Genomic DNA, 24,161 nt, shown 5'->3' on the forward strand with positions numbered 1-24,161 from the left:
TGTTTGTGTGATGTTATTCTAGCAAAAAAGTGGGGGATTGTCAAAGAAGTCTCCTTGATATAGCTAGATTAACTAGTGAGTCTTGGTTTTATAGTTTCTGTTTTAACTCTACTAAGACATTCATAGCCTGCATAGGTGTCATATTGTAAACATCCAGCTTAGCTAATTCTGCTAAAATAGGATGCTCTTCAGTCGTATCAAAGAGTGAAATCTGTTCTGTGACAGCACTTGTTTGCCTCACGGGAACAGGACTTTCTGTCCCTTGATTCTCTAACTGAGTCAAAATCTTATCCGCCCTTGCTAACAGGTCTGCTGGCAAGCCAGCAATCTTGGCAACATGGATACCATAGGATTTATCAGCTGGACCTGGTTCAATCTTGTGAAGGAAGGTGACCTGCCCATCCTGCTCCAAGGTTGCCACGTGGACATTGACCAAGTGTTGTAAACTAGACTCCAGACTAGTCAACTCATGGTAGTGGGTCGCAAAGAGGGTCTTGGCTCCGATATGCTCGTGAATGTATTCGATGATGGACTGGGCAAGAGCCATCCCGTCATAAGTTGCAGTTCCCCGTCCTAATTCATCGAAGAGAATGAGTGAGTTCTTGGTCGCATGCGAAATGGCATTGTTGGCCTCCATCATCTCTACCATGAAGGTTGATTGACCTGAAACCAAATCATCTGCTGCTCCAATACGGGTAAAAATCGCATCAAAAATCGGTAAATGGGCGCTTTCTGCTGGCACATAAGACCCCATCTGGGCCATAACCGCCGTCATGGCTAACTGACGCATATAGGTTGACTTACCACTCATGTTTGGCCCTGTAATCAGTTGAATACTGGTATCTTCTGCCATCTGAATCGTATTTGGAATATAGGTCTGAGCCCCCATAACCTTTTCAACGACAGCATGGCGCCCTTTCTGGATATCAATTCGCGAATCATCTCCAAACTCAGGTCGAATCAAATGCTGGGTTTCAGCAACAACTGCCAGACTTTGCAAGACATCAACGGTCGCAATTCCTTGGGCTAGAGCCTGCAAACGCTGGATATACTTGCTGACCTCTTCACGAATACGCATAAAAATTTCGTACTCTAGATTGGCTGACTTCTCACGTGCCTCCAGCATATCTCCCTCGATACGAGCTAATTCCTCGGTACCGAAGCGTTCTGAGTTTTTCAGCGTTGCCTTGCGGAAAAAGTGAGCAGGCACATTTCCCAGTTGAGAATTGGTCACATGGAAATAGTAACCATCCTTTTTATTGTAGTCAATCTTGAGCGTACTGATACCAGAGTTTTCGCGTTCCTTGGCCTCAATCTCAGCAATCCAACCAGTCCCTTCTCTGAGCACACGACGGTACTTGTCTAAAGTCTCATCAAATCCAGTCCGGATAATACCACCTTCCGTAATCACATGGGGAGCTTCAGGAGCAATCGCTGCGCTAATCAAACTCTCCAACTCAGGAATTCCATCCAGTTGTGCGATGAGATAGGCTAGAGCAGGTTGCTCCATCCCTTCTAAAATCGCACGAATCCGTGGCACACTAGACAAGGTAGTCGCCAACTGCAAGAGATCCTTGGGATTGGTCTTGCCAAAAGAAACACGACTAGCCAAGCGCTCAATGTCATAAACACCCTTGAGACTGTCTGTCAAATCACTGCGCTCAAAGAAATGGTCGAGGAAGACCTGCACCACTTCCTGACGTTGGATGATTCGTTCCTTATCAATCAAAGGACGATGAATCCAAGAACGCAAGAGACGCATTCCCATAGCAGTTTTGGTTTCATCCAAAAGCCAGAAAAGACTGCCTTGCTTCTTGCCTGAACGAGCATTCTCAACCAAATCCAGACTAGCCTTGGTCACGTAATCCATCTGCAAGAAATCCTTGATCTCATAGCGGATAACAGGTTTGAGGTGGTTCAATTCCCTCATCTGAGTCCGATGGACATACTGGAGCAACTTACTAGATGCCGCTTGTTCCACAGCTGCCAATCGTGAATCCAGTAAATGAAGGTCTTCAAAGCCTTCTTTTTCATAGGAAAGTACCAGATTCATCTGACGACTAAGGATTTGTTCTTCTTCCTCAGACAAGTCATAACCCAGCACCACTTCTCGAGCCTTGAGATTGCGGATTTCCCCACAAACCAGCGTAAAATCCAAAAGACCTGTCACATAAAAGTCACCCGTCACCAGGTCCATATAAGCTAGGCCAAATTGATTGCCAGCACGGTCTATGGCAACCAAGAAGTTGTTCTGACTATCCGGCTTACTGCTATCGACCACTGTCCCTGGCGTAATGACCTGAACAACCTCTCGTTTCACAACCCCAACTGCTTGTTTAGGATCTTCCATCTGTTCAGCAATGGCTACCTTATAGCCCTGCTCAATCAAGACATCAATGTACTGTTGGGCAGAATGATAGGGAACACCCGCCATAGGAATCGGATTGTCGGCATTCTTGTTGCGACTCGTTAAGGAAATTTCCAGAATCTGCGCAGCATTGACCGCATCCTCATAAAATAATTCATAAAAATCACCCATACGAAAGAGCAAAAACGCATCTGGATATTGCTTTTTAATATCCACATACTGTTGCATGCCGGGTGATAGCTTTTCTGTCGCCATTTTCCGTCTCTCCTTGTCAAAAATAAGTCTTGAGAGCAACTCTCAAGACCTTACTTATCTTTCATCAAATCTAGCAAACGATCTTCCATGAGTTTGGCAACGTGCTGGTCTCGACAAATGACCAATAAGGTATTGGCACCAGCAACTGTTCCTAAAATCCATTCATCCTTGTTTGCATCTACAATATTTGCCAAAACAGAGGCTTCTCCCAGTTTGGTATGAAGCACCAAGGTAAACTCTGCTCTTGCAACACCTTCTAAATGATGAGACAAAAATTCCACCAAATCAATCTTTTCTGTCTCATTTGCTAGTACATAATACACCATATCATTTTTCTTGACCTTGGTCAAGCCGATTTCACGCAAATCACGAGACAAGGTGGTCTGAGTCACAAAGACATTGTGCGCCTCCAACCGATCTTGAATTTCTTTTTGTGTACTTAATTTCTCCTCAGTAATCATTTTTTTTATTAACTGATGACGATCTCTTTTTCTCATAAAATCCTCTTATGTGAATATTTATAACTATTTTTATAACTATATTATACCAAAAAAATAGGAGATTTCAAAAATTTTTTCTTCTTTCTTTAAAAATGTGATAAAATAGTAGAAAAGTCCAAAAAGGAGCTCTTAATGAATACAAAAGAATTGATTGCTAGCGAGTTGGCTAGCGTCATTGATAGCCTGGACCAAGAGGCTATTTTAAATTTACTGGAAACCCCTAAAAACTCAGAAATGGGAGACATTGCTTTCCCTGCTTTTTCTCTTGCAAAAGTCGAACGTAAAGCGCCTCAAATGATTGCGGCTGAACTGGCTGAAAAGATTAACAGCCAAGCCTTTGAAAAGGTTGTTGCAACGGGACCTTACGTTAACTTTTTCCTTGATAAATCTGCCATTTCTGCTCAAGTATTGCAAGCTGTTATTACTGAAAAAGAACACTATGCTGACCAAACTATTGGCAAACAAGAAAATGTTGTTATCGACATGTCTAGTCCCAATATCGCTAAGCCATTCTCTATTGGTCATCTGCGCTCAACTGTCATCGGAGATAGCTTGTCACATATTTTCCAAAAAATCGGTTATCAAACAGTCAAGGTCAACCACTTGGGAGACTGGGGTAAACAGTTTGGGATGTTGATTGTTGCCTACAAAAAATGGGGCGACGAAGAAGCTGTAAAAGCTCATCCAATTGATGAACTTCTTAAACTCTATGTCCGCATCAACGCTGAAGCTGAAAATGACCCTAGCTTGGATGAAGAAGCACGCGAATGGTTCCGTAAACTTGAAAATGGAGACGAGGAAGCTCTCGCTCTTTGGCAATGGTTCCGTGATGAAAGTTTGGTGGAATTTAGCCGCCTTTACAATGAATTGCAAGTCGAATTTGACAGCTACAATGGAGAAGCCTTCTACAACGATAAGATGGATGCAGTTGTAGACATTCTTTCTGAAAAAGGCCTTCTTGTTGAATCAGAAGGTGCCCAAGTTGTGAATCTTGAGAAATATGGAATTGAACACCCAGCCCTTATCAAGAAATCTGATGGTGCAACTCTCTATATCACACGTGACTTGGCTGCAGCCCTTTACCGTAAAAACGAATACCAATTTGCTAAATCTATCTACGTTGTTGGTCAAGAGCAATCTGCCCACTTTAAACAGCTCAAAGCTGTCTTGCAAGAGATGGGCTACGACTGGAGTGACGACATTACTCACGTTCCTTTTGGTTTGGTTACAAAAGAAGGGAAAAAACTCTCTACTCGTAAAGGGAATGTCATCTTGCTAGAGCCTACTGTTGCAGAGGCCGTTAGTCGTGCCAAGGCCCAAATCGAGGCTAAAAATCCTGAACTGGAAAACAAAGACCAGGTAGCGCATGCTGTTGGAGTTGGAGCCATTAAATTCTATGACCTCAAGACCGACCGTACAAATGGGTATGATTTCGATCTAGAAGCTATGGTATCCTTCGAGGGGGAAACTGGACCTTACGTTCAATACGCCTACGCTCGTATCCAATCTATCTTACGTAAAGCAGACTTCAAACCAGAAACAGCTGGCGACTATAGCTTGAATGATGTTGAAAGCTGGGAAATCATCAAACTCATCCAAGATTTCCCACGTATTATCAACCGTGCGGCGGATAACTTTGAACCTTCTATCATTGCTAAATTTGCAATTAGTCTGGCTCAAGCCTTCAACAAGTACTACGCACATACCCGTATCTTGGATGAAAGTCCAGAACGCGACAGCCGTCTAGCCCTCAGCTACGCAACCGCAGTCGTTCTCAAAGAAGCCCTTCGCTTGCTTGGAGTAGAAACGCCAGAGAAGATGTGATTCAGTACTAACAATTGGAACTAAAGTTCCTAATTGTTAGACGCTAGCCGCTTATATGCGGACTAGCTAACTGCTTCACTAGTAAAGAAACATAAATATTATCGATTTATGTTTCTTTACGTCGTAATTAGAGATACTTGTCTAAACACTTCACTAATTCACCTAACCAAATAATATCGATTTGGTTAGGCTCATGTCGTAATCTTTTAATCACTTTATTGTAAAGTAGTCTAAGTAACTAACGCCAAATCCTATCAGGTATTTGCTTAGACGCTTCACTAGTTCTGTGACATAATATTATCGATTTATGTCACAGAACGTCGTAACCAGAGATACTTGCCTAAACGCTTTACTAATTCACCAAACCAAATAATATCGATTTGGTTTGGTTCATGTTGTAATATTTTAAATTACTTGATTGCAAAGTAATCTAAGTAACTTACACTAAAGCCTATACGGATTTTGGTTTAGAGGCCTATCAAAAATCTTATCAAGTTTTGCTGACTTGTTCTGCTATTTTAGGTCCACTAAATCGATTTACTCACTACTACTTCTTTATCATACAGGGAGATTTCCTATGAGCCAATATGCTTATATCCTCGTTGTAATTAGCTTGGTTTTCCTTTTTCTGCTCAATAAGTACGAGAAGGAGAGACTTCAAAGGCTCTACCAAGAACAACTTTTAAAGGATGAAACATTTAGAGCTGACATCAAAGAGAAAATTCACACGACTGAAAATATCAATGATGTCATTGCTTACATCAATAAAACTTATCATCTAGGAATGTTGCTATCAAAAGACATTACAGATCAATTGAAATAAACCTAGCTATTCTTTAATGAATATCAAAACCGAGACTATGAGTTTGATACTGAGTCTCGGTTTTTGTGTATTTTTGAAGTCACAAAGCCACCACTCCCCAGCAATGCAAGTGCAAAATCCCCTAGAATATGATAGAATAAGAGAAAGAACTCTATCAAGGAGAAAATCATGGAAAAACAAACCGTCGCCGTCTTGGGGCCTGGTTCTTGGGGAACTGCTCTTTCACAAGTCTTAAATGACAATGGACACGAGGTACGTATTTGGGGAAATCTTCCCGAGCAAATCAATGAAATTAATACACACCATACTAATAAGCACTACTTTAAAGATGTCATCCTAGACGAAAATATCATTGCCTACACCGACTTAGCAGAGGCCTTGAAAGATGTAGATGCGATTTTGTTTGTTGTCCCAACAAAAGTGACACGACTTGTTGCCCAGCAAGTTGCACAAACCTTGGACCATAAGGCGATTATCATGCACGCATCAAAGGGATTAGAACCTGATAGCCATAAACGATTATCAACCATTCTTGAAGAAGAAATTCCTGAACATCTCCGCAGTGATATTGTCGTTGTTTCAGGACCTAGTCATGCGGAAGAAACCATTGTGCGTGACCTGACTTTAATCACTGCTGCTTCTAAAGATTTACAAACAGCTCAATACGTTCAAGAGCTCTTTAGTAATCACTACTTCCGACTTTATACCAATACAGATGTTATCGGGGTCGAAACCGCTGGTGCTCTTAAAAATATTATCGCTGTCGGTGCCGGAGCTTTACATGGTTTGGGATTTGGTGACAATGCCAAGGCAGCCATCATCGCTCGAGGCTTGGCAGAAATTACCCGCCTAGGGGTGGCACTCGGGGCTAGTCCATTGACCTATAGTGGCTTGTCTGGTGTAGGAGACTTGATCGTAACGGGAACCTCCATCCACTCTCGTAACTGGAGAGCTGGAGATGCCCTTGGTCGTGGAGAATCTCTAGCTGATATCGAAGCCAATATGGGCATGGTGATTGAAGGAATTTCAACGACCCGAGCAGCCTATGAACTAGCGCAAGAACTTGGAGTCTATATGCCCATTACACAAGCCATTTACCAAGTTATCTACCACGGAACCAATATCAAAGATGCCATTTATGACATCATGAACAATGAATTTAAAGCAGAAAATGAGTGGTCTTAACCCTCTAGAGAAAGGATTCTTATGGCACTGAAAGTTAGAAAAGCAGTCATTCCTGCCGCTGGACTAGGAACTCGATTTTTACCAGCAACCAAGGCTCTTGCCAAAGAAATGTTGCCAATTGTAGACAAACCAACTATCCAGTTTATCGTGGAAGAGGCTCTCAAATCAGGTATTGAAGATATTCTAGTTGTCACTGGTAAATCAAAACGTTCTATTGAGGACCACTTTGACTCAAATTTTGAGCTTGAGTACAATCTCAAAGAAAAAGGCAAAACGGATTTGTTAAAATTGGTAGATGAAGCAACTGGTATGCGCCTTCATTTCATCCGCCAAACTCACCCTCGTGGTCTTGGAGACGCTGTCTTACAAGCCAAAGCTTTTGTGGGGAATGAGCCCTTCGTTGTTATGCTGGGTGATGACCTTATGGACATCACAGACGAGAATGCCGTTCCTTTGACAAAACAACTGATGAATGATTACGAAAAGACACACGCATCAACCATTGCTGTCATGCCTGTACCACACGAAGACGTTTCATCATACGGGGTTATCGCTCCTCAAGGTGAAGGGATTAATGGTCGCTATAGCGTTGAAACTTTCGTTGAAAAACCAGCTCCCGAAGATGCACCAAGTGATTTAGCAATTATCGGTCGTTATCTTCTGACACCAGAAATTTTTGAAATCCTCGAAAATCAAGCTCCCGGTGCTGGAAATGAAATCCAACTTACCGACGCGATTGATACCCTTAATAAAACACAGCGTGTTTTTGCCCGTGAATTTACAGGAGCTCGTTACGACGTTGGGGATAAGTTTGGATTTATGAAAACATCTATTGACTACGCCCTCAAACATCCACAAGTCAAAGATGACTTGAAGGATTACCTCATCCAACTGGGAAAAGAATTGGCTGAGAAGGAATAAAATAAAAAGATAAGGTTCAAAAAATACCTTATCTTTTTTCATTACATAAATTTTCATCCCATTCCCTTGTAGAGAAGTAAGACTGCGAGTCCTACGAATAACACTACTGCTCCTAATCTCTGACTAGCACTATATATCCGTCTTTCTCCTCTAACTGGAAAGATAACTGCTAGAAATGCTCCACCGACTGCACCTCCGATATGGCCTGCTAGACTGATTCCTGGAATCAGAACACTTCCAATAATGTTAACCACAAAAAGTGTCAGATAGGATTGCCCCAACTGCTGGATATAAGGATTACGCGTTGCATAGCGAAGAACAATAATCGCAGCAAATAGCCCATAGAGAGAAGTCGAGGCTCCTGCTGCTAAGGATTTGGGACTAAATACAAAAACAAAGAGATTGCCCATCATTCCTGATAAAAGATAGAGAAAGAAAAACTGCTTGGATCCGAAAATTTCCTCTACTTGCCTACCAAGATAATAGAGCGAAAGCATATTAACAATGAAATGCTCCCACCCAATATGAACAAAAATAGCAGAAAAGAGACGCCAAATCTGCTCGGGAAAGAGCCGAATAACAGGCCCATACATGGCTCCAAATCGAAATAAGGTATCCGCCCTATCAAAGTTTCCACCTGTAGTCACCAACATTAGTAGAAACACCAAGGCCGTCATTAAGAGGAAGAAACTCGTCACAGGATAACGTCGATCAAAGATTTCCTTCATCAATTAATACCTCCTGAACAGCAATATCATGGTCTTCAGGCATAAAGTCCTGAATTTGACAAGGATATATCGTACTCAAAGTATGACCAGAAAAATGTTCCAGATAGCGGTCATAATAGCCTCCACCATATCCAATCCGATAACCCTTTGTCGTAAAAGCCAGACCAGGAACATGAATCAAATCAATCTGAGAGGCATCCACCACTTCCAAATCTCCCTGTGGTTCCAGTAAGCCAAAGGAAGTTTTTACCAACTGCTGTGGATCATAGACTACAAAGTCCATGCGCCCCTTGGGATAGGTTTTTGGTATCAGAACCTTCTTGCCGTCCCTCAGCGCCTGCTCAATCAGTTCCTGCGTTTGAAACTCATGAGGAAAAGAGAGGTAGGTTGCTATGACCTTGGCTTCTTGGTAGAAGGGATGCTTCAAAAATTGATCCGTTAAAGCTTGGTCTATAGCCTGTTTTTGCTCTTGAGATATAACCTTCATTTCTTGCAAGACTTGCTTGCGTAATTCTGCTTTCATAGACAATTCCTCTACTCTGCTGCCTTCTTTTTCAGGAAACTAGAGACCGCATCCACCCCAATAGCTAAGGCTTCTTCCTTAGGGCTCATCTGAGGGTGATGAAGGGCGTAGGGACTATCGATACCTAGCCAGAACATAACGCCATCAACTTTTGAAAGGAGATAACCAAAGTCCTCACCAGTCATAGCTGGCTCGATATCAATCAACTCGATTCCATCTTTTTCTTCAAAGAAGTCCATCAGTTCACGCGCTAAGGCTGGATTGTTCTCAACAGGTAGGTATCCACCTTGCTTGAGTTCCGCTTCCACTTCCATATCAAAGGCAGCTGCAACTCCTTCTGCAACTGTTTTGACCCTTTTTTGCACCAAGAGACTCATGTCCTGTGTCAATGCCCGAATAGTTCCATGCAAAAAGGCTGTATCTGTGATGACATTGTTGGTGGTTCCGGCTTGGAAAAGACCAAAGGTCACCACTGCTCCCTCTATTGGGTTGACATTGCGGCTAACAACTGACTGCACTTGGGTCACAAAGTAACTAGCAGCCACCAAGGCGTCATTGGCTTCATGAGGAAAAGCTGCGTGGCCACCTTTGCCTTTGAAACGGATCTTCACCTCACAGGTCCCTGCAAAGAGTGTATGAGTATTAGTCGCAATCTGACCAACTTTCAGATCTGGACGGACATGGAGACCATAAAATTGATCTGGTAACCAGTCTCCAAAAGCATCATCCTCATACATGAGCATACCACCAGCTTCATTTTCTTCAGCAGGCTGAAACAGAAAGAGCAGATTGTTCTTTGGTTGCTCCTCAAGGGCTCGCTCAAGACAGCCCAAGGCAATGGTCATGTGGAAATCATGGCCACAAGCGTGCATACGACCTTGGTGCTGAGAAGCGAACGGAAGCCCTGTTTGTTCAACGATAGGCAGACCATCAATATCTGTTCTCCAACCAATGGTTCGCTCTGGCTGACTTCCCTGCAAATAAACCAAAATCCCTGTCCGCCAAGTACGAACTTGTACAAAATTCTTGCCCGCAGTCAATTTCTCAATCACATCCAGCAAGTAAGCCTGAGTCTTGAACTCCTCCAAGCCAATCTCTGGAATCTGGTGCAAATCTCGTCTAGTCTGAATCAAATCTAACATCTATCTGTCCTCCTATATAGCAGAAAGAGGCTGGAAGAAGAGTTCCGCCTCTTTATTACTTTTACAATTATAAGGTACGAAGCGCATCCTCTAGCGCTGTTTTTTGTTGGGTTTGGGCATCAATCTCTTTGATGATACGAGCTGGAACACCTGCTACTACCACGTTTTCTGGGACATCTTGGGTAACAATAGCTCCTGCTGCGACAACTGAACCACTACCGATTTGAACTCCTTCGATAACCACTGCATTAGCACCGATAAGAACATTGTCTCCAACGCGGACTGGTTCTGCGCTAGCTGGCTCAATCACACCTGCAAGAACGGCACCTGCACCAACGTGACTGTTTTTCCCAACTATGGCACGGCCACCAAGGATGGCACCCATATCAATCATGGTTCCTGCACCAATTTCAGCACCGATATTGATGACTGCTCCCATCATGATAACAGCACTGTCACCAATTTCAACCTGATCACGGATAATCGCACCTGGCTCGATACGAGCATTGATAGCACGTTTATCTAGCAAAGGAACTGCAGAATTACGAGCATCTTGCTCAACAACATAGTCTTGATTTTCTACCAAACCATCTAGAAGCGGAGCCACGTCCTTCCAGTCTCCAAATAGGACATTCCCTAGTTTGACAACAGAGCTTGGTACAGCAGTTGCGAGTTGTCCCTCAAAGGTTACTTTCACACTGGTTTTCTTTTCAGCATTGGCGATAAATTGGATAATTTCTTGTGCGTTCATTTTTGTAGCAGTCATAAAAGGCCTCTCATTCTTTATAATGATACCTATTCTACCAAAAAAGGCCTCAAATTTGAAGCCTTTTTGTCTGTTTTTAGGTATGATTTTTTAGGGATGTGAGATAAAACGTGCTGTCGGTAAAAGCAAGCCCCTACCGATACAACCTAAAAACAATCTTCACAACTATCTCCCCGTGTTTTATTGACTATTCTAGTATAGCACACTTTTAGAATTAAGAAAAGACTTTTTATCTACTTTCTTTCGCTTCTTCTATAGACAAAAATATCATAGGCAAAATAATCAAGGCCATAGCTAGAAGAAGTGACCAATCCACTACCAATCCTAAGAACAAAACACTCAAGAGAGCAGAAGAGAGAGGTTCACTGGCACTGATAACGGAAACCACCAAAGGAGAAACCAAGGACACAGCCTTCATGGAAATAAAAAAAGCAAAAGCCGTCCCAAAGAAAGCGATAATGAGGCAAATCAAGATACTCCAAATATCAAGAGTAAAGGAAAGCTGGTAAACCGGCGAGAGGACATTGCTAAATAAACCGGCCAAAATCATTCCCCACCCGACCGTGGGTACAAAACCATAGCGCTTCGCGAAAGGCTGGGGTAGGATAACATTAAACATAACACCCATGGCACTCAGCAAACCCGTCACAAGTGCTAGTGGTGTCATGGATAATTGAGAGAGATCGCCCTTTGTCGCCATCAGGCCAACACCCAACATGGCAACCAAAACATAAAAAATAGCGCTTTTTGACGCTCGTTTTTGATAAACCAAGCGATTGTAAAAGAGGATAAAGACAGGGCTGATAAACTGTAAAATAGTCGCTGTAGCAGCATTAGAAAATTCTACACAGAGATAGAAAAAATACTGGACTGAGAAAATTCCCAAAATAGCGTAGGCCAAAAAGGGCAGGTAATTTTTCTTATCTCGCCAAATATCTAGCACTTGTGATTTTAATTGCATTGCAGACCAAATGAGCACAAGACTTCCTGCCAGTGTTAAACGCATAGAGGTAATCCAGCCAGAGGACACCTGATAATGAGTAAAGAAATACTCTCCTAAAATCCCACAAATTCCCCAGATTAAGCCAGATAAGAGCGAATAAATGGTTCCTTTAACAATCTTTTTCTGATACTGATTCATACCTTTATTGTAACACGAAAGGAAAAAAGAAAAAAGTGGCAATCAATTGATTAGCCACTTCATTTAGCACAGTTTATAGAACTTATCGTCTCGCCCTTGAAGAAGAAGGTCGTGTAGTACTTGAGTTACTGCTATCGCTAGAACTACTACTTGAACTGCTGGAGCTTGATGGAGTTGGTAGACTCCCCACAATGCTTGACCAAGCATTTTGATAATCCGCATCACTTCCGCCAATAGCAAAGCGATAACTGGTCGTTGGCGCTCCTGCCTTATTAGCCCAATAGCTGGTAACAGTCGAACCTGTGACCTCTACTTCTTTTCCTTCAACAGAAACCTTCCCTGGTTTTTGACCTGTTGATTTCAAGACTTCGGATTTTACGACACTAGGATCTAAAGCGAAGCGCTCGTTCCCCCAAATGCTTGGTGAGGCTTGCTGAATCGCATTTACCAGATGAGCCATGTAATTAGAGTTATTGGAATAGCCTGCTCTACGTGACAGTGAATGATTATCATCATGCCCAATCCAGCCACCTAGGGTTAATCTAGGTGTCGAAAGCATGAGCCACATATTTTCGTCTTGGTTGGTTGTACCAGTCTTCCCAATCCAATCTGCATTAGCCAGAGTAGGATTTAAAGAAGTCAGATTCGTCTTGAAGGTTGTTGTCACACGAGAGGATAGAACTTCTCGCAGCAATCCCTGCATAATTGTCGCAGTAGCTTTTGAATAAACTTGAACCGGTTTATCCTGATACTCATACACCACTCTACCATCTGCTGCTTCAATTTTAGAAATCACATGTTTTTTATGATATAGACCATTATTTGCTAGGGTCTGATAGCCATTGGTATGCTGAGCAACTGTGACTTCAATACCACCACCCATTGGCAGGCTCTCAATACCGTACTCAGGAATCTCGTAGCCCATCTTTTCCATATAACCCTTGACATCAACACCCTTTTCACGAAGCATACGATAGGTCCAGTAAGCAGGGATATTCCATGAATAGTTCAGAGCTTCTCCCAAGGTCATCATTCCTGTTCCCTTGCTATTAGCATACATAATCGGATTGCCATTAGCAAAGTTTGTTGGATAGTTAGAGAGAATCGTTTCACTTCCCATCAAGCCCTGGTCAATAGCAATCCCGTAGGCCAGCAAGGGCTTGGTAGTAGAAGCTGGCGAACGTTTGGTATCAAAGGCATGATTATTTTGATTTTCTTGATAATTACGACCACCTACAAAGCCTAGAATAGCACCTGTTTGGTTGTCCATCAAGACATTTCCTACTTCTACACGACCTGTTCCATCGTCTAAAAGATAGCCATAGTCAGCAACCGCACTTTGCATAGCAGAATGAATTTTCTGGTCTATGGTAGTAGTAATTTTATAACCACCATTTTCAATCTCCTTGGCTGCCAAATCACGATAAAACTTCTGAGTTGCCTCATTTTTCAACTCCTTAGCGGAGACATTGTCTCTCTGAGCTAGATAGTCATACATACGTTCTTGAGCTTCCGCCAAAGTTGTAAAGTATAAATAGTCTCGTGAAATTCCTGCAACCGTGCCCGATGGTAAAAAGTCCTGTTTAAGGTCATAATCCTTGTACTGAGAATACTCGTCTTTGCTTAAGGCACCTGTACGATACATACTGTAAAGAACTGCCTTAGCCCGTCTCAAGCCTATTTCTAGGTCTTCATCACTCTTCAACTCTCCAGTATTTTCATAAGGGGAATAAGTAATGGGACTCTGTGGAAGTCCTGCTAAAAATGCTGCTTGAGGAACCGTCAACTGACTGGCATCTACACCGAAAATCCCCTCAGCTGCCTGCTGAGCTCCTGCAATATTCTGCCCCTTATTATTTCGGCCAAAGGGAGCCACATTGAGATAGGTCGTTAAAATCTCATCTTTATTCATGGCGCGTTCCAAGGCAAGAGCATCCACAATCTCTGTCGCCTTACGAGCCAAGGTCGGTGCATCCCCAACCACCTGCTGTTTAATCAGTTGCTGGGTCAAGGTTGACCCCCCACTAGAGGAACCCAAACCTACAAATTTCCCCAAGGTCGCACGAATCACCGCCTTGGGTACTACACCCTTATGTTCTTTAAAGTGTTCATCTTCTGTCGCAATGATAGCCTTCTTCAGATTTTCCGAAATTTGCTCAGATGAGATAGAAGTGCGCAACAAATCACTCTCTATGGAAGCAATCACCGTCCCATCTGCATAGGTAATCTCTGAAATAGAAGAGATGTCCTTGACCTGATGTACCAATTCTTCTGTCTGAGGCACCCGAACCTTGTCAAATAAGGCCACTCCGTACCCCAAAGCAATCCCAGCTCCCAACATTCCTCCTAGAAAACCGAGCACAAAGAGTAAGTTAAATAGGGCTTTTATACTCAGTAAAATAGCTGGAAAAATGGCTGGCCTATCTAGAGATTTAGATTTTTGGGCACTTGAACCTTTCTTGCCAGGGCTAGCTGATTTTTTATTTTTTTGTTTTTGCTGGAAAAATTCCAGCATTTTTCGTTTTAATTCATTTAATTGATTTTGCATGGATTTCCTCACTCTATCTATTATACCATAAAAGGGAAACTTTCAATAAAATAGCCACTTTCTTCCCTATTCTGCTAGGCTATTGCCCAAGTTTGTGATACAATAGGTAGAAACAATAATTTTAAAAAGGAGAAAAGACACATGCACATTTTTGATGAGCTAAAAGAGCGTGGTTTGATATTTCAAACGACTGATGAAGAAGCTTTGCGTAAAGCCCTAGAAGAAGGTCAAGTTTCTTATTATACTGGCTACGATCCAACTGCTGACAGCCTTCACCTAGGCCACCTTGTCGCAATCTTGACAAGTCGTCGCTTGCAACTAGCAGGTCACAAACCTTATGCGCTCGTTGGCGGTGCCACAGGTCTCATCGGAGATCCGTCCTTCAAAGATGCTGAACGTAGTCTCCAAACAAAAGACACAGTAAATGGCTGGGTCAAGTCTATCCAAGGACAACTTTCTCGTTTTCTTGACTTTGAAAATGGCGAAAATAAAGCTGTCATGGTCAACAACTACGACTGGTTTGGCAGCATCAGCTTCATTGACTTCCTCCGTGACATTGGAAAATACTTCACGGTCAACTACATGATGAGTAAGGAATCTGTTAAAAAACGGATTGAAACTGGAATTTCTTACACTGAGTTTGCTTACCAAATCATGCAAGGGTACGACTTCTTCGTCCTTAACCAAGACCATAATGTCACTCTTCAAATCGGTGGTTCTGACCAGTGGGGAAATATGACAGCTGGTACTGAATTGCTTCGTCGTAAGGCTGACAAGACAGGCCACGTTATCACTGTTCCACTGATCACAGATGCAACTGGTAAGAAATTTGGTAAATCAGAAGGAAACGCAGTCTGGCTCAATCCTGAAAAGACTTCTCCATACGAAATGTACCAATTCTGGATGAACGTTATGGACGCTGACGCTGTTCGCTTCTTGAAAATCTTTACTTTCTTGTCACTTGATGAGATTGAAGACATCCGCAAACAATTTGAAGCGGCTCCACACGAACGCTTGGCTCAAAAAGTCTTGGCTCGTGAAGTCGTTACACTTGTTCACGGTGAAGAAGCCTACAAAGAAGCCCTCAACATCACTGAGCAACTCTTTGCAGGAAACATCAAAAACCTTTCTGTTAAAGAACTCAAACAAGGACTTCGTGGTGTACCAAACTACCAAGTTCAAGCAGACGAAAACCACAATATCGTGGAACTGCTCGTTTCGTCTGGTGTGGTTAGCTCAAAACGCCAAGCCCGTGAAGATGTCCAAAACGGAGCTATCTACGTCAACGGCGACCGTATCCAAGACCTTGACTATGTCTTGAGTGACGCAGATAAGTTAGAGAATGAACTGACTGTTATCCGTCGTGGGAAGAAAAAATACTTTGTATTGACTTACTAAATTGTTCAACATTTACCTATAAAAAAAGGAGTCACCCTCGAGAAAGGTAACTCCTTTTTTGCTGTGAATAGTCCCCCACCTATCCCTTAATAGACAGGCTACGCAGTACAATGCGCAAGGTTGTTAGATTATGTAAGATAGAGAGATTTGAAGGACTGAGCCAATTAAACAAGCCAAGGCCAATCAAACTACTATTTACGACAACGGTATCCTGAATATTCTTCTTGATGAGTGTTTGCAAAGATGATGATAGCCAATCCAACTCTTGGAAGAAATCCAAGCGATTATCTAACAATAAGATATCGCTCATCTGCTTAGAAATATCTGCACTCTCATTCATCACCACACCGATATCTGATAGGGTTAGAGCCGCTGAGTCATTCAAGCCATCTCCAACCATCAAAATAGTGTGACCTGCTTTCTGCAGTTCCTCTACTAACTCAAATTTCCCATCAGGTTTCAAGTCTGTATAGACATGATCAAAGGGCAAATCTTTGACTAATTCCTCTGTTCTAACCAAGGTGTCCCCTGTTGCCAGAATCAATTTTTTCCCTTGTGCCTTAAGTTTCTCCAAGGCTGCCTTAGCTTCTTTTCTCAAAGGAGTATGAATGCAGAACATTCCAATCAATTCATTCTGATAAGCTAAGAATAAGAGATTGTAGTGACTCTTGTACTCTTCAATTAAAGCATGTTGTTCTGAACTGATATGAATCTGCTCATCCTGCATCAAGACATAATTCCCAATAAGAACTGGTTGACCATCGATATGGGACTTAATCCCCTTACTTGCAATATATTGGAGTTTCCCATGCATTTCCTCATGTTCAATCCCCTCTATCTCAGCTTGCTTGACGATGGCATTAGCAATAGGATGATAAATGTGTTCCTCAAGACAGGCACTGATTCTGAGAATATCTTCCTCACTATAGTCTCCAAAAGGTAACACCTTTTCAACTATCGGATAGCTAGTTGTGATGGTTCCTGTCTTATCAAACAAGAAAGTATCAACTTCCAGATATTTCTCCAGAACATCTCCATCCTTAATCACCATTTCACGGTTCAACCCCTCCTTGATAGCTGTCAAATAAGCTACAGGAGTAGAGATTTTCAAAGCGCAGGAGAAATCGACCAATAGGAAAGAAATAGCCTTAGAAAAAGAACCTGTTAATAGGTAAGTCAGCCCAGCCCCCAAGAAATTATATTTGACGACCTTGTCCGCCATCTTGATGAAATAGCGTTGTTTCGTTTTCTTGTTTTCTTCAGATTTCTTCATCAACTCAATCAGTTGTAAAATCCGGCTGTTCATCTGATTATCGGTTACACGAATGCGCAACTCTCCAGTTTCTAATACTGTATTTGCACAAACCAAATCAGACTCTCTTTTTTCAACTGGAAAACTCTCTCCCGTCAAGGAACTTTCGTTGACCATACCTAAACCTGAAACTACTTGTCCATCAAACAGAATTTCATTTCCTTGAGATAAGATCAAGACATCTCCTATTTGAACATCGGAACTCTTGATACTAACAACCGTATCGCCCTGTACTAAGAATACGTCGCTCTCTTTTGCAAGAAGGCTTTGTTCTAAATCTGTTGCCGTTTTTTTCAAGGACCACTGATCTAAATGATTCCCCAAATCAAGCATAAACATGATATTGCTAGCTGTCTTGGATTGGTTCATAAACAAGGACAATAAAATCGCCGAACAGTCCAAGACTTCCATCGTTAGTTCCTTACGCGCTAGTGTTTGATAGGCTTCTCTAATATAGCCAAAAGCCTGATAACAAGTCCATATATAGCGAATAGGATACGGCACAAAACTACGAAAAAGCACACGCTTAATCGCTGCACCTGAAACAATAGAATAAGCACTCTCTTCTCTACGAATGGGAAGAGTCATCAACTCAGAAACTTTCCCTTTATCAATTCTTTTTAAAAAGGCTTCTGCATTATCTAATACAGAAAAGCCTTCTTTTATGCGTAGAGTAAAGTGCTGTTGATCCATGTAAAACTGGATAGACTCAATCCCCTTTTCATCTCTCGCCAAGGAACGAAGATAGTCTTGAATATCCAAGGTGAGTGAAAAAGAAGATGATAGTCGGATATGTTGGTATCCTCTATGTAGCACTTTAAAAGACATATTATTCTCCTATAAGGCTATCTAATTGCTCTTCTTTTTTCTCTTGCTCGTACAAATATTTGGCATCTTGCAAAACATCGTCTCCATGTTGTTTCACAACAGAAACAGATGCATCTAGCCCATCTTTCAACTTGTAAGCCTTAGCCAAAGCTTTAGAATAACCTTTTTTAGCTTCCTTACTTGCCAAGATTTTCAAACCAAGGGTACCAAATGCGACACCACCCAAAAAGAGTGATGATTTTTTCGCAACTTTTGCGACGGTTAATACTTCTTTTAACATACTTATTTCCTCCTTATCATTATTATATAGCATTTTGGATATAAAAGCAATTTAATTTTGGTACTTTGAAAAGTAATGATACTACTATTTAATTTTATTACAAATCATCCTAAAGTTGCTTTCATTTGCCTCTTTTGATACACTTAAACTATGAATACAAATCTCAAACCTAAACTCCAGCGTTTTGCTTCTGCGACTGCCTTTGCCTGCCCTATCTGTCAAGAAAATCTGACTCTGCTAGAGACTAGTCTCAAGTGCTGCAACCGTCATTCTTTTGACTTGGCGAAATTTGGCTATGTCAATCTAGCCCCTCAAATCAAGCAATCTGTCAACTACGACAAGGAAAACTTTCAAAACCGGCAACAAATCCTAGAAGCCGGCTTTTATCGGGCCATCTTAGAGGCTATCTCTGATTTACTTTCAAACTCAAAAAATGCCAAAACAATTTTGGATATCGGCTGTGGTGAAGGATTCTATTCTCGCAAGCTCCAAGAAAGGCATCCTGACAAAACTTTCTATGCCTTTGACATCTCCAAAGATTCAGTCCAAATCGCTGCCAAGAGTGAACCAAACTGGGCAGTCAACTGGTTCGTTGGTGACTTGGCACGACTTCCTATAAAAGACGCTAGCATGGATATCCTGCTTGATATCTTCTCACCTGCCAACTATGAAGAATTTCGTCGCGTTTTATCCAAAGACGGTATCTTGATAAAGGTTATTCCAACTGAAAATCACCTCAAAGAAATCCGTCAAAGAGTACAGGACCAGCTGACAAACAAGGATTATTCTAATCAAGACATTAAGGAACATTTCCAAGAAAACTTTACCATCCTATCTAACCAAACGGCCTCTCTGACTAAGACTATCACAACAGAGCAACTTCAAGCCCTACTCAGCATGACCCCTCTCCTCTTTCACGTTGACCAGAGCAAGATTGACTGGAGCCAACTGACAGAGATTACCATTGAAGCAGAGATTTTGGTTGGGAGAGCATTCTAAACTAGACTTCCCAAAGGTATAAAACTTACCGAAAATCTTCAATATTACAAAAACGCATAAGAACAGGTACTCAAAAACCTTAATCTTATGCGTTTTGTTATAGTTTCCATACACATTAAGGGGAAATAGTTGAAACCAATTCTTTTAATAACCATTGAATACCATATAGTACATTTATTCCAAATATGATATAGGCCGCATAAATCAAGTATTTCGATTTCTCCCGCCTCAAAGAATAAATCTTGTACAAGATAAATAAATTTAAAATAATAAATAATAGAGACAAAATCTTCCCTCCAAAATAAATTCTAAAAGTACACAGTTAAGCATAGCCCTAATCTTTATTTTCGATTCGAGATAACAAACTTATCAATAAATAGCAAGTGATATAAGGCAAGTGTAATTCCCAATAAGCACCCATGATAAGAGATTTCTTGATGGGTAAGGGGGAAAAGAGTATTATTACCCGTCAAGAGGCATGTCAAAATAACAAATAGTATCCAAAATAAATCAGTCCATTTATATTTTGAAAAATATTTTTTCCACATAAGAACACCTTCTTTCCTATAATCATATTATAATACTTTATGTAAGCGAATACAAGAAATTTGAGGTGATTTTTAAGTAGATTTTGAAGCTGAAAGACCGTAAAAACCAGCATTTAAAGCCTTCACTGTATCTAGGATTTCCCTATTTTTAGACAAGATTGACCCAAATCCACAGCATTCAAAAAAAGCGAATTTCAATCGAAACTCGCTTTTTTACAAAATGTATTCGTATAAATTTGTATCTTAGTTCAAGTGCCAAATATCTTCGTTATACTGAGCAATTGTACGGTCAGATGAGAAGAATCCTGCTTTAGAAATGTTAACGATGACTTTACCCAACCATGCGTCACGGTCTTCGTAGTCAGCCAACATTTGCTCTTTGACTTTGATGTAGTCTTCCAAGTCAAGAAGAGTCATGAACCAGTCTTTGTTGATCAATTCATTGTAAAGACGTTCCAAGCGCTCTTTGTTTCCAGCTGCAAGAACTGCATCGCTAACGATGAAGTCAACCAATGGTTTGATAGCTTCACGAGCGTAGAATTCGCTTGATTTGTAAGCTGCTTTTGCGTAAAGGTCGATAACAGTTTCTGAATCTTCACCAAAGATGTAGATATTTTCGTCTCCAACCAACTCAGCGATTTCCACGTTAGCGCCGTCCATAGTACCAAGAGTCAAAGCTCCGTTCAACATGAATTTCATGTTACCAGTACCTGAAGCTTCTTTAGAAGCAAGTGAAATTTGTTCTGAGATATCACATGCTGGGATAAGGAAGCTTGCTGCAGTAACGTTGTAGTTTTCAACCATAACTACTTGCAAGTGTGGAGCTACTGCTGGATCGTTAGCAATAACTTCTGACATGCAAAGGATTAAGTGGATGATGTCTTGAGCGATTGTATAGGCTGGAGCTGCTTTACCACCAAAGAAGATTGTGATTGGACGAGCAGGGATGTTGCCAGCTTTGATGTCAAGGTATTTGTGGATCACGTACAAAGCGTTCATTTGTTGGCGTTTGTACTCGTGAAGACGTTTGATTTGGATATCAAAGATAGAGTTTGGATTGATTTCCACACCTTGGTGTTCTTTCAAGTGACGAGCCAATTTACGTTTGTTGTGAGCCTTGATGCTTTCCAATTTTTCTTTGACAGCTGCTTTGTCTTCATAAGACAAAAGTTTTTCAAGCTCATCTGCTTCATGGTGCCAACCTTCTCCGAGAATCTCATCCAAGTAGTGAGACAATCTTGGGTTAGCATGCATGAGCCAACGACGGAAAGTGATACCGTTTGTTTTGTTGTTGAATTTTTCTGGGTAAAGGTCGTAGAAAGCTTTCAACTCAGAATTTTTCAAGATTTCAGTGTGAAGTGCCGCAACCCCGTTAACGCTGTATCCGTAGTGGATATCCATGTGAGCCATGTGAACACGTTCGCTCTCATCGATAATTTGAACAGCTGGATCTTTGTATTCTGCTTTCACGCGACGGTCCAATTCTTCGATGATTGGTACCAAGTGAGGAACCACTTCTTGCAAGAATTCAAGAGGCCATTTTTCAAGGGCTTCAGCAAGGATTGTGTGGTTAGTGTAGGCAGTCATGCTACGAACGATTGAGATTGCTTCGTCAAGTTCGATACCACGTGCAGTCAAAAGACGGATCAATTCAGGAATCACCATTGATGGGTGAGTATCGTTGATTTGCACAACTGCGTAGTCAGCAAGGTCATGCAAGTTGCTTCCTTTTTCGATTGCTTCGTCGATGATCAATTGCGCACCGTTTGAAACCATGAAGTATTGTTGGAAGATACGGAGCAATTCACCTTGACGGTCACTATCATCTGGGTAAAGGAAGAGAGTCAAGTTGCGAGCAATATCTGTCTTGTCAAAGCTGATACCGTCTTTAATAATAGAAGAATCAACTGAATCCAAGTCAAACAAACGCAAGCGGTTCTTCGTTTCTGTCTTGTAACCAGGAACATCAATATCATAAAGAGTTGATGTCAAAGTAAAGTCTGCAAATGGTACTTGGTAGCTACGGCTTGAGCGAACCAACCAGTTTTGCTCTGTCAACCATGCATTTGGAATTGTTTCTTGTTGGTTATTTTTAAGAACTTGTTGGAAAAGACCAAAGTGGTAGTTCAGACCAACACCGTCACCATTCAAACCAAGAGTCGCAATTGAGTCGATAAAGCAGGCAGCCAAACGTCCCAAACCACCATTACCAAGAGATGGTTCCAATTCAACTTCTTCAACTTCGATCAAGTCTTTACCTGCAGCTGCAAGTTCTTTTTTGACATCGTCGTAAAGACCAAGGTTAATCAAGTTGTTTGACAAGAGTTTACCAATCAAGAACTCAGCTGAGATGTAGTAAACTTTTTTCTTACCAGTGTTAACTGGTTTTTGGCTACTTGCAAGCTTGCTGTAGTTAAGAAGGGCAAGGTAAAGCTCTTCATTGCTACATTCTGCAATGGTTTTATTGTAACGATTTTGTACAAATTCTTGTAGTGATAACATGTTTAAGATGTCTCCTGATATTGTATTATTTCTTTAATTCTACCAAATTTTCATTGATTCGGCGATAGATTGTTGTTAAGTCAAGCAAACCTTCCTCAACAGCTGGTGTCAATTGCTCTTCAGTCATACGCCAAGACCAGTTTCCACCAAGGGTAGATGGGAAGTTCATACGAGCTGTCTCATCCAATTCTAGCAAATCTTGCATAGTTGCAATTGCCATAAAGCTAACTGATGAAAAGACTGTACGAAGCATAGCATGTGGCACTGTTTCATACTCTTTACGGTTCGTGTAACGAGCCATGTACTCACGAGTCGCATCATCGATCTCGTTACGGTACCAGCCAAGAACCGTGTTGTTATCGTGTGTTCCTGTGTACATAACTGAGTTAGCAGGTGCCAAGTGTGGGCTATCGATGCTTTCGTCTTCTGGGTTGAAGGCAAATTGAAGAATCTTCATTCCTGGGAAGCCAGTACGTTCACGCAACTCGATAACTTCATCTGTCATGAAACCAAGGTCTTCTGCGATGATGTTTAACTCACCAAGTTCTTCCTTAACGGCTGCAAAGAGCTTGTAGCCAGGACCTTTGACCCACTCACCAGGTGCTGCTGTATCAGAACCAGCAGGGATTTCCCAGTAAGATTCGAAACCACGGAAGTGGTCGATACGAACGATGTCGTAGATTTTGAAGCTTTCACGCAAGCGTTCAATCCACCATTTATAACCGTCTTTATCCATTGCTTCCCAGTCATAGATTGGGTTACCCCAAAGCTGACCAGTTGCAGAAAATTCATCTGGTGGGCATCCTGCGATGCAAGTAGCCTTACCATTGACATCTGTCTTGAAGAGATGTGGATTTGCCCACATATCGCTTGAATCTTCCGCTACGTAGATTGGCATGTCCCCAACGATTTCGATGTGGTTGTCGTTAGCGTAAGCTTTCAATTTCAACCATTGTTGGAAGAAGAAGTATTGAGTCACACGGTGGTAAACCAATTTGTCTGCCAATTGCTCACGGTAGCTTTCAAGTGCTGAAGCTTTACGAGCACGAGCATCCGCATCTGGCCATTCAGTCCAAGCAAGATTGTCAAAATGCTCTTTGATAGCCATATACTCAGCAAAGAGCTCAAGCCATGATTGGTTATCTTGAGCAAATTTCTCAAAATCTTTAACATCTCCGACTTCAAAGAAACGTTTCACCGCTTTTTCTAAAAGAGGACGACGTGCATAGTAGATTTTAGCATAGTCAACTTCAGACGCATCGCTACCAAAGTCAACTCCTTCAAGGTCACTTGCTTCCAACAAACCTTGCTCCACCAAGATATCTAAATCGATAAAATGAGTGTTTCCTGCGAAAGCTGAGAAAGATTGGTAAGGAGAATCCCCGTAACTAGTTGTTCCTAATGGAAGGATTTGCCAGTAACGTTGTTTTGTACGAACCAAGAAATCAACGAAGTCGTAAGCACTTTGACCAAATGATCCGATTCCGTAAGCTCCTGGGAGAGAAGAGATGTGCATCAACACACCACTTTGACGTTTTTTCATAATAGCACCTCATGTGTTAAAATTAAT

The 24,161-nt window shown here is 41.7% G+C and carries 19 protein-coding genes; 6 read left to right on the forward strand and 13 right to left on the reverse strand.

Going from position 1 to position 24,161, the window contains the following annotated elements; translation table 11 throughout:
• Window positions 1–88 precede the first annotated feature (88 nt).
• Complete coding sequence (gene mutS / locus OC529_RS02855; protein ID WP_173229729.1) at window positions 89–2,623, reverse strand: DNA mismatch repair protein MutS; 2,535 nt, start codon at window positions 2,621–2,623, stop codon at window positions 89–91.
• Between the two features lie 50 nt (window positions 2,624–2,673).
• Window positions 2,674–3,120, reverse strand: a complete 447-nt coding sequence (argR, locus tag OC529_RS02860; protein WP_001231476.1) for an arginine repressor — start codon at window positions 3,118–3,120, stop codon at window positions 2,674–2,676.
• A gap of 135 nt (window positions 3,121–3,255) precedes the next feature.
• Between argR and argS the strand changes: the two genes are divergently transcribed.
• From argS to galU, 4 genes are all read left to right on the forward strand, one after another.
• A complete protein-coding gene (gene argS / locus OC529_RS02865) occupies window positions 3,256–4,947 on the forward strand; it encodes an arginine--tRNA ligase (protein ID WP_262081428.1) in 1,692 nt (563 codons plus the stop codon).
• A gap of 577 nt (window positions 4,948–5,524) precedes the next feature.
• Complete coding sequence (locus OC529_RS02870; protein ID WP_000084859.1) at window positions 5,525–5,770, forward strand: hypothetical protein; 246 nt, start codon at window positions 5,525–5,527, stop codon at window positions 5,768–5,770.
• Window positions 5,771–5,938: 168 nt separating this feature from the next.
• The gene (locus OC529_RS02875; protein ID WP_164226285.1) at window positions 5,939–6,955 is read left to right on the forward strand and encodes an NAD(P)H-dependent glycerol-3-phosphate dehydrogenase; all 1,017 of its coding nucleotides are present in this window, start codon (window positions 5,939–5,941) and stop codon (window positions 6,953–6,955) included.
• 21 nt (window positions 6,956–6,976) lie between these two features.
• Complete coding sequence (gene galU / locus OC529_RS02880) at window positions 6,977–7,876, forward strand: UTP--glucose-1-phosphate uridylyltransferase GalU (RefSeq protein WP_262081429.1); 900 nt, start codon at window positions 6,977–6,979, stop codon at window positions 7,874–7,876.
• Between the two features lie 53 nt (window positions 7,877–7,929).
• On the opposite strand, the gene OC529_RS02885 is transcribed toward galU, so the two are convergent.
• The 6 genes from OC529_RS02885 to pbp1b form a co-directional block, all read right to left on the reverse strand.
• Entirely contained in the window at window positions 7,930–8,604 is a 675-nt protein-coding gene (locus OC529_RS02885) for a rhomboid family intramembrane serine protease (protein ID WP_262081430.1), read from the reverse strand.
• On the reverse strand, window positions 8,588–9,127 hold the full coding sequence (locus OC529_RS02890) for a 5-formyltetrahydrofolate cyclo-ligase (RefSeq protein WP_262081431.1): 540 nt from the start codon (window positions 9,125–9,127) through the stop codon (window positions 8,588–8,590). The genes OC529_RS02885 and OC529_RS02890 overlap by 17 nt, the downstream gene beginning before the upstream one ends.
• 11 nt (window positions 9,128–9,138) lie before the next feature.
• A complete protein-coding gene (locus tag OC529_RS02895) occupies window positions 9,139–10,269 on the reverse strand; it encodes an N-acetyldiaminopimelate deacetylase (RefSeq protein WP_262081432.1) in 1,131 nt (376 codons plus the stop codon).
• Between the two features lie 67 nt (window positions 10,270–10,336).
• Window positions 10,337–11,035, reverse strand: coding sequence for a 2,3,4,5-tetrahydropyridine-2,6-dicarboxylate N-acetyltransferase (gene dapD / locus OC529_RS02900; protein ID WP_164226280.1), 699 nt, complete (start codon window positions 11,033–11,035; stop codon window positions 10,337–10,339).
• A 229-nt stretch (window positions 11,036–11,264) separates the two neighbouring features.
• Window positions 11,265–12,176 (reverse strand): DMT family transporter, encoded by a 912-nt coding sequence (locus OC529_RS02905; protein ID WP_001077843.1) that lies wholly within the window; start codon window positions 12,174–12,176, stop codon window positions 11,265–11,267.
• Window positions 12,177–12,258: 82 nt separating this feature from the next.
• A complete protein-coding gene (pbp1b, locus tag OC529_RS02910; RefSeq protein WP_262081433.1) occupies window positions 12,259–14,724 on the reverse strand; it encodes a penicillin-binding protein PBP1B in 2,466 nt (821 codons plus the stop codon).
• A 141-nt stretch (window positions 14,725–14,865) separates the two neighbouring features.
• On the opposite strand from pbp1b, the gene tyrS reads away from it, so the two are divergent.
• Complete coding sequence (gene tyrS / locus OC529_RS02915; RefSeq protein WP_050243306.1) at window positions 14,866–16,122, forward strand: tyrosine--tRNA ligase; 1,257 nt, start codon at window positions 14,866–14,868, stop codon at window positions 16,120–16,122.
• Window positions 16,123–16,201: 79 nt separating this feature from the next.
• Here the strand turns inward: tyrS and OC529_RS02920 are convergent, their stop codons facing one another.
• Together OC529_RS02920 and OC529_RS02925 are read right to left on the reverse strand one after the other, a co-directional pair.
• A complete protein-coding gene (locus tag OC529_RS02920; protein ID WP_262081434.1) occupies window positions 16,202–18,262 on the reverse strand; it encodes a heavy metal translocating P-type ATPase in 2,061 nt (686 codons plus the stop codon).
• A gap of 1 nt (window position 18,263) precedes the next feature.
• Complete coding sequence (locus OC529_RS02925; RefSeq protein ID WP_000910910.1) at window positions 18,264–18,542, reverse strand: DUF6110 family protein; 279 nt, start codon at window positions 18,540–18,542, stop codon at window positions 18,264–18,266.
• A 150-nt stretch (window positions 18,543–18,692) separates the two neighbouring features.
• On the opposite strand from OC529_RS02925, the gene OC529_RS02930 reads away from it, so the two are divergent.
• Entirely contained in the window at window positions 18,693–19,541 is an 849-nt protein-coding gene (locus tag OC529_RS02930) for a putative RNA methyltransferase (RefSeq protein WP_262081435.1), read from the forward strand.
• A 341-nt stretch (window positions 19,542–19,882) separates the two neighbouring features.
• Here the strand turns inward: OC529_RS02930 and OC529_RS02935 are convergent, their stop codons facing one another.
• The 3 genes from OC529_RS02935 to malQ form a co-directional block, all read right to left on the reverse strand.
• On the reverse strand, window positions 19,883–20,089 hold the full coding sequence (locus OC529_RS02935) for a hypothetical protein (protein WP_078706315.1): 207 nt from the start codon (window positions 20,087–20,089) through the stop codon (window positions 19,883–19,885).
• Window positions 20,090–20,332: 243 nt separating this feature from the next.
• On the reverse strand, window positions 20,333–22,591 hold the full coding sequence (gene glgP, locus OC529_RS02940) for a glycogen/starch/alpha-glucan family phosphorylase (protein ID WP_262081436.1): 2,259 nt from the start codon (window positions 22,589–22,591) through the stop codon (window positions 20,333–20,335).
• A 25-nt stretch (window positions 22,592–22,616) separates the two neighbouring features.
• Window positions 22,617–24,134, reverse strand: coding sequence for a 4-alpha-glucanotransferase (gene malQ / locus OC529_RS02945; RefSeq protein ID WP_061439895.1), 1,518 nt, complete (start codon window positions 24,132–24,134; stop codon window positions 22,617–22,619).
• Window positions 24,135–24,161 lie beyond the last annotated feature (27 nt).

This window comes from Streptococcus sp. Marseille-Q5855 (assembly GCF_946901985.1).
Lineage (GTDB): Bacteria > Bacillota > Bacilli > Lactobacillales > Streptococcaceae > Streptococcus.

What these genes read in the sequence shown, in the direction of transcription:
- argS (WP_262081428.1), top strand. Translation starts at nt 3,256, where the DNA reads ATGAATACAAAAGAATTGATTGCTAGCGAGTTGGCTAGCGTCATTGAT.
- glgP (WP_262081436.1), bottom strand. Translation starts at nt 22,591, where the DNA reads ATGTTATCACTACAAGAATTTGTACAAAATCGTTACAATAAAACCATT.
- OC529_RS02920 (WP_262081434.1), bottom strand. Translation starts at nt 18,262, where the DNA reads ATGTCTTTTAAAGTGCTACATAGAGGATACCAACATATCCGACTATCA.
- OC529_RS02885 (WP_262081430.1), bottom strand. Translation starts at nt 8,604, where the DNA reads ATGAAGGAAATCTTTGATCGACGTTATCCTGTGACGAGTTTCTTCCTC.
- galU (WP_262081429.1), top strand. Translation starts at nt 6,977, where the DNA reads ATGGCACTGAAAGTTAGAAAAGCAGTCATTCCTGCCGCTGGACTAGGA.
- OC529_RS02870 (WP_000084859.1), top strand. Translation starts at nt 5,525, where the DNA reads ATGAGCCAATATGCTTATATCCTCGTTGTAATTAGCTTGGTTTTCCTT.
- OC529_RS02895 (WP_262081432.1), bottom strand. Translation starts at nt 10,269, where the DNA reads ATGTTAGATTTGATTCAGACTAGACGAGATTTGCACCAGATTCCAGAG.
- mutS (WP_173229729.1), bottom strand. Translation starts at nt 2,623, where the DNA reads ATGGCGACAGAAAAGCTATCACCCGGCATGCAACAGTATGTGGATATT.
- OC529_RS02935 (WP_078706315.1), bottom strand. Translation starts at nt 20,089, where the DNA reads ATGTGGAAAAAATATTTTTCAAAATATAAATGGACTGATTTATTTTGG.
- dapD (WP_164226280.1), bottom strand. Translation starts at nt 11,035, where the DNA reads ATGACTGCTACAAAAATGAACGCACAAGAAATTATCCAATTTATCGCC.
- OC529_RS02890 (WP_262081431.1), bottom strand. Translation starts at nt 9,127, where the DNA reads ATGAAAGCAGAATTACGCAAGCAAGTCTTGCAAGAAATGAAGGTTATA.
- malQ (WP_061439895.1), bottom strand. Translation starts at nt 24,134, where the DNA reads ATGAAAAAACGTCAAAGTGGTGTGTTGATGCACATCTCTTCTCTCCCA.
- OC529_RS02930 (WP_262081435.1), top strand. Translation starts at nt 18,693, where the DNA reads ATGAATACAAATCTCAAACCTAAACTCCAGCGTTTTGCTTCTGCGACT.
- argR (WP_001231476.1), bottom strand. Translation starts at nt 3,120, where the DNA reads ATGAGAAAAAGAGATCGTCATCAGTTAATAAAAAAAATGATTACTGAG.
- OC529_RS02925 (WP_000910910.1), bottom strand. Translation starts at nt 18,542, where the DNA reads ATGTTAAAAGAAGTATTAACCGTCGCAAAAGTTGCGAAAAAATCATCA.
- OC529_RS02875 (WP_164226285.1), top strand. Translation starts at nt 5,939, where the DNA reads ATGGAAAAACAAACCGTCGCCGTCTTGGGGCCTGGTTCTTGGGGAACT.
- OC529_RS02905 (WP_001077843.1), bottom strand. Translation starts at nt 12,176, where the DNA reads ATGAATCAGTATCAGAAAAAGATTGTTAAAGGAACCATTTATTCGCTC.
- pbp1b (WP_262081433.1), bottom strand. Translation starts at nt 14,724, where the DNA reads ATGCAAAATCAATTAAATGAATTAAAACGAAAAATGCTGGAATTTTTC.
- tyrS (WP_050243306.1), top strand. Translation starts at nt 14,866, where the DNA reads ATGCACATTTTTGATGAGCTAAAAGAGCGTGGTTTGATATTTCAAACG.